Origin of the sequence: Clostridium thermarum (assembly GCF_006351925.1) — a bacterium.
Taxonomy (GTDB): Bacteria; Bacillota; Clostridia; order Clostridiales; family Clostridiaceae; genus Clostridium_AU; species Clostridium_AU thermarum.
The window spans coordinates 926179-942835 of the sequence record NZ_CP040924.1 but is presented as its reverse complement, the minus strand read 5'-3'; the positions used below and the strand labels follow the sequence as shown (position 1 = coordinate 942835).

14 protein-coding genes are annotated in these 16657 nt (G+C 37.4%); 5 read left to right on the top strand and 9 right to left on the bottom strand.

What is annotated here, in order from left to right; translation table 11 throughout:
* Nucleotides 1–160 precede the first annotated feature (160 nt).
* From FHY60_RS04040 to ilvA, 4 genes are all read left to right on the top strand, one after another.
* Nucleotides 161–655: a DUF2975 domain-containing protein gene (locus FHY60_RS04040; protein ID WP_139903684.1), complete on the top strand. Its 495-nt coding sequence runs from the start codon at nucleotides 161–163 to the stop codon at nucleotides 653–655.
* Between the two features lie 16 nt (nucleotides 656–671).
* Nucleotides 672–899: a helix-turn-helix domain-containing protein gene (locus tag FHY60_RS04035; RefSeq protein ID WP_139903683.1), complete on the top strand. Its 228-nt coding sequence runs from the start codon at nucleotides 672–674 to the stop codon at nucleotides 897–899.
* Nucleotides 892–2343 (top strand): DUF4153 domain-containing protein, encoded by a 1452-nt coding sequence (locus FHY60_RS04030; protein ID WP_163215973.1) that lies wholly within the window; start codon nucleotides 892–894, stop codon nucleotides 2341–2343. Before FHY60_RS04035 ends, FHY60_RS04030 begins: the two co-directional genes overlap by 8 nt.
* Nucleotides 2344–2722: 379 nt before the next feature.
* Entirely contained in the window at nucleotides 2723–3943 is a 1221-nt protein-coding gene (gene ilvA / locus FHY60_RS04025) for a threonine ammonia-lyase (protein WP_139903680.1), read from the top strand.
* Nucleotides 3944–4099: 156 nt separating this feature from the next.
* Here ilvA and FHY60_RS04020 read toward each other — a convergent pair whose 3' ends face one another.
* The 9 genes from FHY60_RS04020 to FHY60_RS03985 all read right to left on the bottom strand — a co-directional run bounded on the left by FHY60_RS04020 (nucleotide 4100) and on the right by FHY60_RS03985 (nucleotide 14991).
* Nucleotides 4100–5359 carry an MFS transporter gene (locus FHY60_RS04020; protein ID WP_139903678.1) on the bottom strand — a complete coding sequence of 420 codons (1260 nt, stop codon included), beginning with the start codon at nucleotides 5357–5359 and terminating at the stop codon, nucleotides 4100–4102.
* A gap of 117 nt (nucleotides 5360–5476) precedes the next feature.
* Entirely contained in the window at nucleotides 5477–6715 is a 1239-nt protein-coding gene (locus FHY60_RS04015) for an MDR family MFS transporter (protein ID WP_139903677.1), read from the bottom strand.
* Nucleotides 6716–6826: 111 nt separating this feature from the next.
* Nucleotides 6827–8629: a MutS family DNA mismatch repair protein gene (locus tag FHY60_RS04010; RefSeq protein WP_139903675.1), complete on the bottom strand. Its 1803-nt coding sequence runs from the start codon at nucleotides 8627–8629 to the stop codon at nucleotides 6827–6829.
* Between the two features lie 212 nt (nucleotides 8630–8841).
* Nucleotides 8842–9303 (bottom strand): hypothetical protein, encoded by a 462-nt coding sequence (locus FHY60_RS04005; protein WP_139903673.1) that lies wholly within the window; start codon nucleotides 9301–9303, stop codon nucleotides 8842–8844.
* A 104-nt stretch (nucleotides 9304–9407) separates the two neighbouring features.
* Nucleotides 9408–10388: a diaminopimelate epimerase gene (gene dapF / locus FHY60_RS04000; protein WP_139903671.1), complete on the bottom strand. Its 981-nt coding sequence runs from the start codon at nucleotides 10386–10388 to the stop codon at nucleotides 9408–9410.
* A gap of 263 nt (nucleotides 10389–10651) precedes the next feature.
* Nucleotides 10652–10819: a hypothetical protein gene (locus tag FHY60_RS17790; protein WP_180375465.1), complete on the bottom strand. Its 168-nt coding sequence runs from the start codon at nucleotides 10817–10819 to the stop codon at nucleotides 10652–10654.
* Between the two features lie 17 nt (nucleotides 10820–10836).
* Nucleotides 10837–11688 (bottom strand): IS1595 family transposase, encoded by an 852-nt coding sequence (locus FHY60_RS03995; RefSeq protein ID WP_180375464.1) that lies wholly within the window; start codon nucleotides 11686–11688, stop codon nucleotides 10837–10839.
* Between the two features lie 334 nt (nucleotides 11689–12022).
* The gene (locus FHY60_RS03990; RefSeq protein ID WP_139903667.1) at nucleotides 12023–12556 is read right to left on the bottom strand and encodes a histidine phosphatase family protein; all 534 of its coding nucleotides are present in this window, start codon (nucleotides 12554–12556) and stop codon (nucleotides 12023–12025) included.
* Nucleotides 12557–12621: 65 nt separating this feature from the next.
* Entirely contained in the window at nucleotides 12622–14991 is a 2370-nt protein-coding gene (locus FHY60_RS03985) for a Lon protease family protein (protein ID WP_139903665.1), read from the bottom strand.
* A 492-nt stretch (nucleotides 14992–15483) separates the two neighbouring features.
* Between FHY60_RS03985 and FHY60_RS03980 the strand changes: the two genes are divergently transcribed.
* Nucleotides 15484–16653, top strand: coding sequence for an amidase domain-containing protein (locus FHY60_RS03980; RefSeq protein WP_139903663.1), 1170 nt, complete (start codon nucleotides 15484–15486; stop codon nucleotides 16651–16653).
* Nucleotides 16654–16657 lie beyond the last annotated feature (4 nt).

Genomic DNA, 16657 nt, shown 5'->3' with positions numbered 1-16657 from the left:
CAGGCCTTCTTAGAGATAGAGCTTTATTGTTTCTCATTACTAAATTATTGTTTCTCGTTATTATATTATTGTTTTTCAATAATTTAATATTGATTTTTAATATATACTGTGGTAATATACTGCTATAGATTTTGAAATTTATTACAAGGAGTGTATTTATATGAAATATTACGGTAAACATTCATTAGCATCAGTTTTAAAAGTTGTCATGGACATCCTTTTGATAGTTGCTCCCATAGTTTTCCTTTTTGTATTCATTACGTCCATAAAAAATGCTGAAGGTAACTATATAAACTTAAAAAACATCATTACAACATTGTTGTACATCATTGGTGGATCCTCCCTATTGGCTATACTATTTAACTTAAGAAATATAGTGGCATCACTTATTCACAATAACCCTTTTATCATAAAGAATGTGCACAGACTAGAAAATATAGCAGTAAGCTGCTTCCTTGTTTCTGTGTGCTATGTTATAAATTTCTTTGTTAACCAACAGTTTAAGGATTTCAAATTTATTTTCATTGACAGCAGCGGTATTCATACTGATATAGAGTTCTTAATTTTCTTCTTTACAGGATGTTTTATATTGATTCTTTCAAAGGTATTTAAGCAAGCTGTAGAATTCAAGGAAGAACATGACTTTACAATATGATGGGGGTGCAAAAACTATGGCTATATTAGTAAACCTTGATGTTATGATGGCTAAACGAAAGATTTCTTTGACAGAATTAGCCGAGAGAGTGGGTATAACCAATGCAAATTTATCTATATTAAAAACCGGAAAGGCTAAGGCTATCAGATTCAGCACCTTAGATGCCATATGCCGAGAATTGAAGTGCCAGCCCGGCGATATATTAGAATATAAAGAAGGTATTGAGGTGGAATATGATGAGTAATAGAGAAAAACTTACAAGTCTATTGGGTGCTGTTTTAATAGGAATCCTCTGGGATAGGGTGCTCTACAATGGCTTTGGTGGCCTAGGATTTTCAATAGTTATGATAGCTCTTGTATTGTTTTATTATGTAATGCTAGCTGATAAACTTGAGCTAAAAGGAAATAAGGGGCTGCTTTTTCTTGCTCCACTATTTATAATTATGATCCGCAGTACCATATATGACAATAAGCCCATACAATTGCTCAATGCCTTAATTCTTCCCGTACTTATGACCGGTACAGCCATAATATTATGGTTTAAGGATATTGACTATTCTAGGCTAAGCTTTATTGGAGAGATACTTGGCCACATGATAATGTATCCTCTGATACACCTTGGCAAGCCATTTTTGGTGCTTAAAAACCGTCTATTTTCTTCAAATTCATTGAAGGCCAAAAAAGTTAATCCTTATGTGGTAACCGGAATAGTGATTTCTGTACCTTTGCTGCTGATAGTGTTAGTTTTCCTATCTTCTGCAGACATGATGTTCAGTTATTATGTGAATAAGTTTTTCAACACCCTCAACTTCCTTGATAATTGGGGGATTTCAGATGCCTTGTCACATATCATATTAGTTTTTATTTTTGCAATATACTTTTTCTCCTTTGTCTGGGGCTTCTCCGAAAGAAAAGAGCCTACAAGCAGTTCTGCTTCTGAGTTTGCAGCGGATTCTGTGACAATTTCAATCCCCTTAGCAATGTTGAATGTCATATACTTTCTTTTTGCCATAGTACAGTTTTCATATTTATATGGCAATGGTCAACTGCCAGAGGGTTATACCTATGCCGAATATGCACGAAGGGGCTTCTTTGAACTTGTAGCAGTAACAATAATCAATTTTTCCATTATATTGTTCGGCCTTACAAAAACCAAATCTACCAGAGCAAAAGTCAGTCGCTTCTGCAGTGTTTTATATACCCTCTTAGCATTATTTACTCTTAATATGCTCTATTCCGCTCATTATAAAATGAGGTTATATGAAACAACCTATGGTTACACCTATTTAAGAGTATATGTCCATCTTTTTATGGCACTGCTGCTAATTTTGAATTTGACTGCCTTAGTTGCTATCTGGTATAAGAAAATCAAGTTGCCAAAAGTATTTGTATTGGGTTCTCTAATTTTTTATACCCTGTTAAATGTGATTAATGTAGATTCCTTTATAGCTAAGCAAAACATAGAAATTTACAGACAAAATGGGAAGATAGACTTCCATTACTTAACCTCCCTATCCGATGATGCCGTTCCCTATCTCATTGAACTTACTGAGGATTCCGAGCAGGAAATACCTCCAGTGTTGGTTGAGGATCTGAATAATAGACGTGAACGGCTTATGGAACCACAAAGCTATAGTATCTTTAGATTTAATGTAAGCAAAAACCGGGCCCGAAAACTTTTAAAGTAGGGCCTGAACTTAGAGAAATTAGGGGACGGTTCACAACTAAACTACCAATTACAGATAGTTGTCCAAGCTCCAAAAATAGCTTGTACTGAATTTAAAAGGTATGAAAAGTTGTGAACCGTCCCCTTCTTTCTATCAACTTGCCAATAAACTTGTCCACTTGTTAAAAAGTTGTGAACCGTCCCCTATAATTTTTGAGAATTTAAGAATAAAATCAAGAAAAATTTTCCGGAATTGAAAAGTTTCATGCATGTCTGTCAGGCTATTGAATTTTCAAGCCAAAGGTTTAAAATTAAACTTGGTAGGTAATATAAGAATAGATAATATAAAAATTAGATTGCTATTGCACGATGCTGACAGCCTATAGAAAGGGGTACAATTGATGGGGACAGTTAGACCAATTTTAGACTTTAAGGAAATCGAAAATGCTAAAGATAGACTGCAAGATGTAGTTAAAGAAACAAAGTTAATATACAGCAATATTTTTAGCAGTGAATGTGGTAATCAAGTTTATATTAAACCTGAAAACTTACAGGTAACCGGTTCTTTTAAAATAAGAGGAGCTTATAACAAGATTGGCAAACTTAGCAGTGAAGATAAACAAAAGGGGCTTATTGCAGCTTCTGCCGGAAATCATGCTCAGGGTGTGGCTTTTGCTGCCCAGAAGTTAGGTACTCCTGCAGTAATTGTAATGCCAAAGACTACTCCCCTTATAAAGGTTGAAGCTACTAAAAATCTTGGTGCAGAGGTTATACTTCATGGTGACTGCTATGATGAAGCCTGTGCATATGCAAGGGAACTGGAAAAAGAAAAGGGATACATATTTATTCATCCCTTTGATGATTTGGATGTAATTGCCGGACAGGGAACCATCGGTATAGAAATTCTGGAAGAACTTAAAGATGCAGATTATATACTAGCTGCAGTTGGCGGCGGCGGCTTATTAACTGGTATCGCAGTCGCAGCTAAGTCCATAAATCCTAATGTAAAGGTTATTGGAGTTGAGCCGGAGGGTTCGCCTTCACTAAAGTTGTCCATAGACAGCAACAGAATCATTGACCTGGATTCTGTTAAGACCATAGCAGACGGAGCGGCTGTTAAAAAGCCCGGTGAATTAACCTTTGCTCTGACTAAAGAATATGTGGATGAAATAATCACTGTTTCTGATTACGAACTTATGGAGGCCTTTTTAATTTTATTGGAAAAGCATAAACTCATTGCTGAAAATGCAGGTGTTCTGCCTTTGGCAGGTCTCAAACGTATTGCTGATAAGGATAAGAAGGTAGTTTGTGTTGTCAGCGGTGGTAATATAGATGTGCTGACCATCTCCTCCCTTATTAATAGAGGCCTTGTATCCAGAGGTCGAGTGTTCTGCTTTACCATGGAGCTTCCGGATAAACCAGGTCAGTTAATGAGGGTTTGTGAAATACTTGCAAGAAATAATGCAAATATTATTAAGCTTGATCATAATCAATATAAGACCTTATACCGCTTTATGCAGGTTCAGCTGGAGGTTACTGTTGAGACAAACGGTCATGATCATGTTGCCAGCATAATTGACGATTTCCAAAAAGAAGGTTTTACCATAAATAAAGTTTATTAATATAAAGTTTTAATACCATGTGCATTCATTTTCTCTATAACCAGCTATATAAAAGAAGGTCATCAGACGGACTATTTTCCACATCTGATGACCTTTATCATTTATATTTTTCTTATCATGGCTAACTATTTATCTTTCATAAGTTCCTACTGGTTCTTATGCTACCTCAGTAGTATTAACCTCTACCTTTTTTCTATTCTCATATCTATCTAAGAGAAGAGTGAATAATGCAAAGATGCTCATTATTCCACCAGTGAAAAACCATGCCCCATTGATTCCTGTAAGTTTCAATATAACTCCCATAACTCCCGGGCCCAGGATTTGCCCTGCTCCCATAATAATAGGCAGTACAGAACCTATTCTTCCTCTGTGGGAAGCCGGTGTATGGTTGGCCAAGAAAGGTGACGAACTTATTGTAACAGTTATTTCTCCAAAGGTTATTATAGCTGTAGAAAAGATGTAAAAGTATATATTTCCTCCAAAGGCAAGGGATCCAAAGCCTGCTGCATATAAAATTCCTCCATAGAAGATTCTTCTTATACTCTTTTTAGAGGATAATAGCTTAGTTATCACCGGTGTCAAGAAGATAACTATTAGTGCATTGAAGCTGACAAGACGTCCATAGATCTTTGCCCCTTGCCCCACGAAACTCTGTTCCACCTGCATTGGGTATAAATAGCTCCATTGTGCATATACGAAGTTATATCCAAACATTATGAGTGCAAAGAAGATCAGTATTGGTCTTTTAATTAATATACTTAAGGTTGATCCTTCTACATGCTTTTCCAGCTCTCTGTCTTCTCCCACTATTTCCTGATTTTTATTGAAGGATTCCGGTATGAAAACCGCTATGAGCAGCATTGACAAAATAGCTGTAAATCCATCTATAAAGAACAGGAGGTTCAAATGATTCTTCAGCAGCAAACCGCCTATTGTAGGGGATACTGCAAAGCCTATATTCATTCCCATATAGAATAGTGAGTAGGCTCCATCTCTCGTCTTTGGCTCAGTTATATCAGCAATCAAGGCTGAACTGGCTGGATCCGACATGCCCATGAAAAAGCCGGCGGCTATGATCATTGGAATCATATTGATGGAAACCGGTACAAAGGCTGCAGCAATATACAAACATGCGCCAATCAAATTCAAGGTTATAATAATTTTCTTTCTGCCAAATAAATCTGTAAGTTTTCCCCCAATAACACCGCTGAACATGAAGGCAATGCCGGAAGCGGATATTAATAAACCTGCCTTATCCTCTGGTACTTCCAGCTTTATTGTTAAGATTAATGTCAACAGGGGGTAAATAAAAGCCCCCATACTGTTTATGATCCTTGCAGCAAAAAGCACCCATATTTCTCTGGATAAACCTCTGTAAGGATTAAATAGCGAACTAATTCTTGTTGATACTCTCAAGCCACCATCCCCTTCTAAATTCAGTGTAAAAGCCTTGCAACAGTTTAAAATGCATAGCCCATTAGACCGTTGTACAAGCTATATAAAAGCATGTATAGTTGTGAACCGTCCCCTATATCAGTTGCGAACCGTCCCCCATTTTCTCCATTCCCGCAGCCAGAACATCAATACAGTGGCTACCAATGAGATTATAATTGTCAAGTTCCATAGGGCCTTTAATCCGTAGGAATCAACGTACATCCCGGCCAGGGAAGTACCAAGGGCACCACCTATAGACCAGCTCAGGTTACCGAAGGCACTAAAGGTTGCCCTGTAATTGCTTGGACTATTGTTTGCCACATATACCCCGAAGCTTGTCATTACCAGAATTTCTCCGATTGTCCATATAACCGTAGACAGTACCAACATCAGCAGGCTGTCAACGTACCCTAACATACCAAAGCCCACTGCATAGGTTATTCCGGCTAGGGCCATGTTCACCAAGGGATGTAATTTTGATGTTAAGCCTGTGATTATAACTGTAAAGCCAAGCACCGTTACAGCATTTACACTCATCAAGTAACTGAATCTCTGGGCTCCGGCATCCCCAAAAATATCCGTAACCGTTAGCGGAAGTGCAAAACGGTGCTGGGTATAGATAAAAGAATAGGCTATGTAGACAAGGAAAAACAAAGCCAGCTGCGGACGCTTTGCCAATGCTACGAAGATATTTTTCTTCTCTTCCTTTTCAGCCTGGGAGTATACCACTTCCTTAGTATAGGTAGGATGGGTTTCCTTTATATTTGCTGCTACCAGATACAATGCTATAAAGGAAGTAATGACGTCGCCTATAAAAAGCATGGGCAACAAGTTATTAAATAAAAATCCTGCCACCAGTGGGCCAAGAGCAACACCTAAGTTTATGCCAAGATACTGTAAGGCAAAGCCAGCTTGCCTCTTTTCCGGCGGAAGTACATCCGTAACAATAGCGTTCATCGCCGGCCTTATAAAGCCATGGAAGAAAGAACTAAGCATAAGACAAGTTACATTTATATATGGGTCCTTTACAAAAGCACAGGGCAGCAGGATTAAGGCTGCAAGCCCTTGGGCATATAAGTAAGTCTTCTTTCTTCCAAATTTATCCGCAAAGTATCCCCCCAGAAAGGAAGCAGGGATACCAATGATTGAGCAAATTGTCACTATGGCCCCAACCAGTATGGGTTCCAGTCCAATCTTCACAGTTAGATATAGTGTCAGAAAGGGCATTACAAAATCACCAAATCTGTTAATTATCTGTGCTATAAATAAAACATACATGCTCCTCGGCAGCCCACGGTAGGTTTTAAAAAAGTTGAACTTATCTAATATTGTTTTCATGTTGCGTCCCCCTAATTTATTCAATGTATGTTGACTAGTTGTGAACCGTCCCCCTCTGTACTGCACTATGCAGCTCTATGGCAAACCTGCAGAATAGTTGTGAACCGTCCCCTATTCTACCTCTATCCCGGCCAGCCTGATTATGTGCATGGCGTTTCTTGTGGCAGATATACCTTTTCTTAATTTATAGTCAAAGTTCAATTTTCCATTATCATAATGCTCCTGGAAATGATAGTTGGCTACCTTGGGCATTTCCTTTTCCAATTCACCCAGCTCCAGGTCATGGGTTGAAACCATGCCGGAAGCGCCACGGCGGCTCAGCTGTTTTATCAGTACTGTGGCACCTTGATGCCTATCTATGGAATTTGTACCTTTAAAAATTTCATCCAGCAGGAAGAAAATTTTGCTATTTTGTTTTGAGGCACTTACTATCTTTTTTATCCTCAGTATTTCCGCATAGAAGGAAGAGATGCTCTTTTCAAGGTTATCGCTGACCCTCATGCAGGTATATACATCCATGATTGCTGCGGAAAAACTGGAGGCACAGACTGGAGCCCCGCAGTAGCTCATCACCAAGTTTATGCCTACAGTTCTCAGAAAGGTGCTCTTGCCGGACATATTGGACCCGGTGATGAAGATAACACTGCCCTGGTCTTTTATAGTAAAATCGTTAGAGACCCTCCGGTGGCCCAGCAATGGGTGTCCAAGATTCTGTGCCTTTAGCAAGCTCACCCCTTCATGGACTTCAGGAAAGCACCATTCTTCATTTTCGAAGCTTATATTGGAAAGGCTGGCCAGTGCCTCTACTTCTGCGATAATCTCAAGCCAATTTTTTAAATACCTTCCGTACTGACATTTCCATTTATACAGCATGGAGGCTATGCGGAAATCCCATAGAAGGGCTAAATTTACTATTATATAGCCCATGTTTCTTCTGTCAGCTATTAAGTCCGATATGGTCTTCAGTTCCCCTATTACCTCAGAAGCCTTTTTCCCAGTATCGGTATAGAAGCCTTTCTTCAAATCCTTCACTGCCTGTGAGGCAAATTCTTTATCTTCAATTATTTTAATGATTCTCTCATATATCTTTATTCCGTCTTTGTACTTATGTATAGTGTCTAAGGAACCGCTGAGCTTCTTGTTGGCTGCTGTCAAAACCACTATATTCAGGGCAATGATTGCCAAAATATACTTATAGGAAATCAGCTCTGTAAATATCAGCAAGAATACAATTGTAAAGAAGGCCAAGGTAAGGCCGTTAACTATAAGTTTTATCCAAATGCTATCCATCTGAACATCATTGGTCCCAGCCCACTGGAGCAGTTCTTCCGGATCTTTGGATTTATCCCTGATGAGCATGGCTTCAGCATTAATTTTCTGCCTTGTCTCAACTTCCTGGGATAATTCCTTTACGGTCTCCTGCCTTCTTTTTATCTCACTGACGTCTTTCAAAGGATTCAGAAGGTAGTCCTTCAGCTTAAGCCTGCCCATATAGGTAGCGGTGGTATTTATCCACTGAAAGAGGGAGCTGTGACCCACAATGTCCAAGTCGCCGCTGTAGGGATGGTCTTCATCTATAAACTCAGAACCATCATCCTCAAACTTGTTCCAGCCCCCCTGTACCCTCTCTATACCTCTCTTATTTATGGTCACTAAGGCTTCGGCATAATTTTTCCTTTCAATGGCCCTTTCGTGCAGTTTAACCAAGTATATAAATACGCCAATCCAAATCACAGCAACTATTGAAAAAATCACATATTGATTTAAACTATATATATAGGCAGAGACTACTACACCTATTATAAAGTCCACAAGCCTTAAATATCCGATTTGAGAAATCTCACTTTTTAGCTCTGTGCAGATTTTTTCATTTTTTTCTTTGGTCTCAATATAATAATCAATACCCTTGTTCATCAAAACACCGCCTTTCTGTACAGCTTTGTTTACTCAAATTATTATAACATAAAAATCTACAGCAGTAGACTTTTTTAATCTTTATTGTGGCATAATAGCCAAGTATAATTTTTCAGATTATAAGATATCTTAAGAAAAGCCTTGAGAGAATTACCTCAAGAAGTGCTGAATGAACTATAAAGGTCAGAGGTAAGTTTAGCTTGCCTCTGACCTTATTCTATCCGTGTTCTATAATATCTCTTAACTTTTATTTCAGAACCTTTTGCATCCTTCTTTGAGGTATATACAATGTACTCAGGTGTAACTGAACAAAGAGTCTGAGCCCCTTCCTCCTCAATGAGAATCACTTCTCCGTTTTTCATATCATAGACCCCAAGATCTGATTTGCCATTTTTCTCTTTTTCTATGCTATCAAAACTCTCTAGGCCATTTTTCTCATCTATCCATACCATAAGCTCATCACTGACAGCAGGATCCTTTTGTCCGTAGGAATCTTTTGTTATGTCTTTAGTTCCCATGGACTTAATATCATACAGCATCACATCGGCATTGCGGTTCAATTCTTGCATTAGTTGTTCCTTATCCTTTTTCTCCTTATAAGCCTGATAGCGAAAGTAAATAAAAGTTGAAATAACTACAGTAAGTACACCTAGAAAAGCCATCAATTTCTTCATAGAAAAACACTCCATACACCGTAGTACGGCAAAAAATACTGCAATAAATTCAGCCGTAATATATATATATGGAATGTTGACGTAAATTATTAATTCTATTATGATTACTTAAGGCTATTGATTATTTTCCTTGTGTGTTCGTACATTCTTTCATACTGAATTCGTTCATCCTCATAGGGATCATAATTTACTGACTGGTTAAATGAATCCAGCACATGATCCATGTCTATAACAGCATCAAATACATATGAGGCATTACCTATAAACTGTACAAGATACTTCTCTTCTCCCTCTTTATTTACTATACACTTAATCATTCCACCGTCATTGAAGATACTTATCTCCTCTTTTAGTGGACACTTACCGGCAATACAAGCTACCACCGTTGAAGCCGTCATACCTGTACCACAGGCCTTAGTTAAGCCAACGCCTCTTTCATAGGTTTTAACATATATATTATTTGCATCTATGACTTTAACAAAGTTTACATTAACCCCTTTTGGCAATAAATCCGGTGAGTTATTGGCAGTATTACCAACCTCAACCAATTCTTCCACATCTATGTCATCAACATTGGCAACAAGGTGGGGATTTGTGACGCTTACAGCACTAAAGGTCAAGTTATCAGAGAGTACATCCAACTTACCGAAGAACAGCCTATCTTGGGGATAAATTAGCGGTAAGTCCTTAACATCGAAAGTTATAGATTCAATGGCAATCTCCACAGTCTTTACACCCTCATATAAATCTTCGACGCTCTTTACTTCGTATTCCGCCTTCATAGTTTCTATCATTACTCTTTCTTTCTTAAGCTTTTCTAAAACAAATCTGCCTACGCATCTGAGGCCGTTTCCGCACATTTCCGGCTCAGACCCGTCAGCATTGAATATCCTCATCCTGGCATCACATTTATGGCTCTTTAGAACAAACAATATGCCATCCGCTCCCACTCCGTTATCTCTGTGGCAGAGCGTAACTGCGATACACTTTCTGTCTTCCTCTGTGAAATTGTATTCCTTAGATATCTCATCTATCAATATAAAGTCATTGCCCGACCCATGGCATTTCAGTATATCAATTTTCATGGAAAATCTTCCTTTCTGAATAACTTTTTATTAGTCTTATTATATATTATTCAATCCAACTATTACAATGGTAACTGCAAATAATGACTTCGTTGACGGACAAGTCTGCTAGTGGTTGTATGAATATTAGCATTTCGCCACTATGACGCTGTGTTTTAGAAAAGTGTTGATGGCAAGCCTCATTATGACTTTAAGTATTTTTTAGTTACAGCTTATTCGCATTAATGTCCAAGATTTTTCACACTTCAGTATGGAAATATTGATTATGCTGGCAGAGACTCCACGTATTTAAAATCTTCGACCCTCAGTCTTTCACCACTGAGGGAAATCATGGCTAACATATCTGCAAAGTTATAGGCCGTAAACTTGTCTCTAAGCTTTACCATCCAATGAATCCAAACCAAATAGTGGTTCAAATACCTTGTTGCCACACCCTTAAAGTGGTTCTCTATTTTATTTTTATTTCTTGTCCAAAAATACTAACATTTTGTATATGGTACTTTTTTTCTTTTATTTCAAAACTGCCTCTCATTTTATACAGCTTACAATTAAGCCTTTTGGACAGGGGAATATAGGCCATATTATTATTTGTACATAGAGTTGAGCCTTTAGGCAACTTATTTCCCAGCAAAGCAAACACTCTATCATATCTAGCCTTGCATCGGTCTGCAGCCCTTGCAAACAAGCTATCCTTTCTATCTCTGCAGCAAAGCACAGAAACCTTTCTGCTATGAAGATACTCTCCCAGCGTCATGCCCCGTTCTCTTGACGGCCTATCCATTTCAAAGATCATGCTCTTGGAATGATTTCCTTTGAAACTTTCCGCAATGAAAACCTCATCTATTTCTATTATTCCACCTAGTTGATCTTTCAGCATTGCTAATAATGCCTTTAATATTTTATGCCTCCACTGGAAGGATGTAGCTATATTTATGCCTAGTTTATGGCCACAGGCTCGAATAGAAGTAGCCTGGCTCATTAGCTTAATATATTCTCCCCATAGTTCCAAGGATTTTTTTGTGTAACTAAATGGCGTATCCGTAAATGTTGAAAAAGTTCTTTTACATATTTTGCACTTATACCGCTGACTTCCTTTTTTCGTGAAACCATTTTTGATAATATGAATGTTCTTGCATAGAGGACAACAAGCCTTATGCTCTAGATGATACTTCTTAATAAGCCCAATAAAGTCTTCATTAGTCATTGACTTATCGTCTTTAAATATTATTTCCTTTAAGTTGATAAGTTGAGATACATTTAGTGTTTTTAAAGCCTCGATAAACATTCTTAATAAGTCCATTATTATTCCCGCCTTCAGATTTTTTCGTACATGCTCCGAACTCATTTTCGGATATCTAAATTCTTGACCAGAACTAACGTTTCTAATCATCAAATTTAAATTTTTTATAAAAAAATTTATAATTAAATTTATAGCGGTTTCCAAAGAAGGGTTATGCTTGTTCAAAATACTAACAACACTCTTTTAAAACAGAGCGTTATATTGTTGTTAATTACCACTCCCGTATACACCTTTGGACCAGCCCCGCTGCCACCGCCAAATTAAGCCTGTCCGTAACATTCATAACATAAAAAATACCCCTATTGCTAGAGGTATCTTATTGTCTCACTAATATCTATTTTTTCTCGAAAACATAGAGTTTGCCGTTTTTCGCTTTTATGAAGCCCCTGCCTTTAAAGCCCCTCCTTCTCAGGATTTTCTGTATTTCAAACATGGTTCCGGCATGGCTTACTATCAGTATATTTTTTTCGGGCTGCATAAAGATGGTTTCCATTATTTCATTTATTCTTTTTAAAGTTTTTGTACGGCCTTCCGGGTGGGCAGTATGATTTCTTCCCCAGGCAATCCGATTTAGTATGGCCCATAGATTGTATGGAAGGCGGAAATTCAACTTAAAGATTGCTACTGAAGGTATTTCTCTCAGGTCATCCGTTGGAATTATTTCGCCGTGATAAATGGTTCTGGCAGTTTTTAAAGCCCTTGGCAGGCTGCTGCAGTAGCATTTGTCCCACTCTTCATCGATTACTATTTCGTTGGGTATTACATCTGCTGTGTCATAATCTCTGCTGTATTTATCATAGTCTGCGGCAGTCATGTATCTGTTCTTTTGAATGTCAACTTTGAAATGCCTAACTAATCCTATTTTCATACCTATCCCATCCTAAAAATCATATTGGTGCTTACTTTATTTTTTCCCGAATATAAATTACTTATTCAAAGGCGGGAGGCTCTGAGAACCTCATTGTAGGCCCGAAGCTTAGACATAATTTTTTCTTTAATTCCTTCCATAATGTTATTTTCCCACTTCTCCGTAAACTCTTCAGGTAATAATATCTGCAGGCAATCTTCTACGGTTCTTACGGCATATATATGGAAGAGTCCCTTTTCTACAGCCTCTACTACCCTATCCTTTAGGATTAACTCATCCAAATTTGATATAGGTATTATCACCCCATGAGACCCATCCAGTCCAAATAAAGAGCATATGTCAAAATAGCCCTCTATCTTGTCATTTACTCCACCGATAGGCTGAATTTCGCCGCGCTGATTTACTGACCCGGTTATGGCTAGGCTCTGCTTGATGGGCACCTCTGAGAGGCTGGACAATAGGGCAATCAGTTCAGCTGCTGAGGCGCTGTCACCTTCAATACCGGAGTAAAGCTGTTCGAAAACTATGCTGGCATTAAAGCTTATTGGTATGTGCTGGCCAACTAGTTGGCCCATATAGCCTGAGAGTATCAACACACCTTTGTTGTGTATGCTTCCGCTCATTTCAGCTTCACGTTCTATATTGATGATACCGTCTCGGCCAGCATAGGTGGATACGGTTATCTTATGCTGCTGACCAATGACGCAGTCCCCGTAATTGGCTACGGAAAGTCCATTTATCTGGCCTTCTCTGACCCCCTTAAGCTCTACTACATATTTTTTGCTGCTGTACATGTCCAAGACCTTTTTCCTGATGAGTCCATGCATCTGCTCATTTTCATCCAAGGCCTTCTTTATATGAGCCTCCTGGATCAGAGGAGACTTATCTACCTTGGCGAAGTAGCTGGCCATGTCAACAATTTTCAATACTTTACTCATGGAAGCCGAATATCTCCTTCTGTTTTCTACCAGTCTGCTGGAGTACTGAAGGAGCTTTATTACCCCGGCTCTGCTGATATGCGGAAGCTTATTGTTTGTGACATAATTGCTGAAGAAGCCTATAAGGTTATGAGTATTTTCTTCGTCCCCTTCTATTTCGCTGTCAAATTCTGCTTTTATTTTAAACAGCTTTTCAAAGTCCAAGTCATGCTGCAGCAGTAAGGAGTATATCAGGTTGCTTCCCAGGAGAATTATCTTTACCTTAAGAGGTATTTCCTGAGGATTTAAGGTGGAGATAGGCAGTACTTCAATATTATATTTGGAGTTTTCAATTGATACAGCTTGAAGATTTATGCATCTTTTTAAAGTCTCCCAGGACTGCCAGTAGGATAAGAGCTGCTGGGCTTTTATGATCAAGAAGCCTCCGTTGGCTTTGTGAAGATATCCAGACTTTATCAGGGTAAAATCTGTCACAAGATTTCCCAATTTATTTTCATACTCTATATTTCCAAAAAGTAGGCCCGGCTGCGCTGAATCTGCAAAGATTACCGGTGCTCCCTTGGTAGTTTCATTGCTTACGATTACATTTACCGCATATCTTCTTAAGAATAGCTTTTCTGCTTCAGGATTTTTGGGGTGATCCTCATCTTCAATAAAGTGAGCTATATTTTGTATTATGTCATTTTTTAAAGCGGTCAGAAACTTTATAGCCTTCTCATTAATACCGTATTCAGCCAGAAGCTCCTCTAACCTTCCGGAAATTATACTCTCTGATATCCTGTCATCAAGCTCCTTCAGCTCTTCCTCCATCTTTTTATTCAGGGCTCTTGTCTGCTTAATTATGTCAAAGGAAGCATTTCTGAGTATTGTTACTGACTCTTCCAATACCTCCTTTTCCTCTTCCTTCAGTTCATCATAGTCTTCTGTGGTCATTTCCTTATCTTCCTTCAGTGGTATAAAAATAAATTCCCCGGTGGAAGCCTGTTTCACACTGAAGCCGTACTTCTTTGCCTTGCTGTTTAGTTCCTTTGTAAGAGCTACCATCATTTTTTCATATTTATCTACGATACTGTTTTTCTCATTATCATAGTTCTCGGAGTTAAAATATACTGGCACTTCCTTTTCTACAAATTTAATAAATGCCTGCATATCCTCTTTAAACTTTAGTGCCGTTCCTGGCTTTAGTGATATTGCTATGGGATTATTGGGATTATCAAAATTAAAAACATAACACCAATCCTCCGGTGTTGGCATAGAATTAGCATGTTCCTCTATTTTTCTCACTATATACCCTGTCTTACCGGTGCCGGTCTTTCCTGATATATAAATATTGTATTCCTTACTCTCCATATTCAAGCCGAGATCGATTGATTCTGCGGCCCTCTTCTGCCCTATAACCTTATCATAGGGTTCAATTTCTTCTGTGGATTCAAATTGGGGTATATTACTTATGTCCAATCTCAAATCCTCAGCTTTTATCTCTATAAAATTACTCATATTCAGCCACCCCCTATTCTAATTGTACCATATTAGTTATATATTACCTACATATAAAATATGTGCCCAATTTACCAAAAATGATTACTTAAAGTAATAGCAGCATGATGCGCATTTTCAGATGTTGAATGCCATTCTTTAATCCCAAGTTCCTGTTTTGCGGCTCAAAAAAACCCTCAATCCTTATTTGCAGTTATATTTACCTTAGTTAAAATCGAAAAGCAAGAATTAGTAGAATTTCTACCAATTCTTGCTTTATTGTCTTTATCAATAGTGTTGCACTTCCTAAGTGTAACACTATAAGGTGTCACCATCCCTTTTTGGGTCTGGGTGAATAAATCCTGTAAGTATAAGTATATTGAAGAATTTACTATATATGTACCCAAAAAACGAGCTAATCTTATTTTTTCCTTTAAAATAAATATTTTACAACAATTCTTTTTATGGTATTCTATATACGAATTTGTAAAATATAGAATTGGAGGTATTAATATGAAAAAAAGTTTATCTGCCTTACTTATTTTATTTTTATTAGTCTTTTTATTGCCAAGCTCTGCATCTGCACAGAGTATCACAAGTGATACGGACATAAAAACAACTGTAGAGAAATATTTTAAAACTTATAATAAAATTTTAATTAGTAAAGATACAAATGATTTTGAATTACTAGAGTCTTTATTCTTTAATCCTCAGTCAAATAAAACATTAAATTATGAACTTGGAAGAATAAAATATTTATTGACTTCAAGCAACCTTGCTAATGCTTCTTATGAAAATATAGAAAGTAGTTACAAATATAATTCAATTACTTCACTGGAAAATACTATAACTGTTGATTTAGAGGTAACCAATTCAATTAAATTTAGTAATTTTAACGACTATCAAACAATTACAACCCCTCACAAAGTCATCCTAACAAATATCGAAGGTGAATTGTATATTTGTGATGACATATATAACGATGAATTAAAAATGTTATATGGAAATGATACGGATTTTACACAGCCAATTAATGATCTTATAAACAGTAGTAATTTAACTAATTATACATTACAATCCTCAGTGTCAATAAAAGAACCTTCAGTGACAATAGAACCTAACGCTGTTCCTGGCGATTATTACATTACTTATAATAGAACAAATGCAGTATGGTATGCTAATTATTATACAGATAATACAGGCGGAAATGATGGCTCAAGTTACAATAATGCACAGTTTAAATACTTTAGCTATGGAAATGATTGTCAAAATTTTGTTTCACAATGTATTTGGTACGGATTTGGTGGAAGAAGCAGTTCAGCTAAAGACATACCTATGGATTATTACTGGTGGGCTGATAAAAGTAGCACTGCTCCCACATGGTATTGGACATATGTTCCATACTTTCTTGATTATATTACAGCAAATTTCAAAAATAATGATTATGGAGTACAAGGACATGCAACTGATGTATCGAATATTCAACCAGGTGATTATGTATATACACCCAGCCATGTGCTAATGGTGGTTTCTACCGATGGTACTTATGCAGGAACTTATGTTTCAGCACATACATCAAATAGATTAAATGTAAAACTATCATCTCTTTATGGATCAACTCAACCATCAAATATGAAATTTGTTCATATAACAAAAGTTAAATGGAATAGCGGTCTAGAATAGAGGT

Bases quoted from the DNA above. Each gene is read 5' to 3' on its own strand.
- FHY60_RS04040 (WP_139903684.1), top strand. From the start codon at position 161: ATGAAATATTACGGTAAACATTCATTAGCATCAGTTTTAAAAGTTGTC.
- FHY60_RS04030 (WP_163215973.1), top strand. From the start codon at position 892: ATGAGTAATAGAGAAAAACTTACAAGTCTATTGGGTGCTGTTTTAATA.
- FHY60_RS03995 (WP_180375464.1), bottom strand. From the start codon at position 11,688: ATGGACTTATTAAGAATGTTTATCGAGGCTTTAAAAACACTAAATGTA.
- FHY60_RS03990 (WP_139903667.1), bottom strand. From the start codon at position 12,556: ATGAAAATAGGATTAGTTAGGCATTTCAAAGTTGACATTCAAAAGAAC.
- FHY60_RS04035 (WP_139903683.1), top strand. From the start codon at position 672: ATGGCTATATTAGTAAACCTTGATGTTATGATGGCTAAACGAAAGATT.
- ilvA (WP_139903680.1), top strand. From the start codon at position 2,723: ATGGGGACAGTTAGACCAATTTTAGACTTTAAGGAAATCGAAAATGCT.
- FHY60_RS04015 (WP_139903677.1), bottom strand. From the start codon at position 6,715: ATGAAAACAATATTAGATAAGTTCAACTTTTTTAAAACCTACCGTGGG.
- FHY60_RS04010 (WP_139903675.1), bottom strand. From the start codon at position 8,629: ATGAACAAGGGTATTGATTATTATATTGAGACCAAAGAAAAAAATGAA.
- dapF (WP_139903671.1), bottom strand. From the start codon at position 10,388: ATGAAAATTGATATACTGAAATGCCATGGGTCGGGCAATGACTTTATA.
- FHY60_RS04005 (WP_139903673.1), bottom strand. From the start codon at position 9,303: ATGAAGAAATTGATGGCTTTTCTAGGTGTACTTACTGTAGTTATTTCA.
- FHY60_RS03985 (WP_139903665.1), bottom strand. From the start codon at position 14,991: ATGAGTAATTTTATAGAGATAAAAGCTGAGGATTTGAGATTGGACATA.
- FHY60_RS03980 (WP_139903663.1), top strand. From the start codon at position 15,484: ATGAAAAAAAGTTTATCTGCCTTACTTATTTTATTTTTATTAGTCTTT.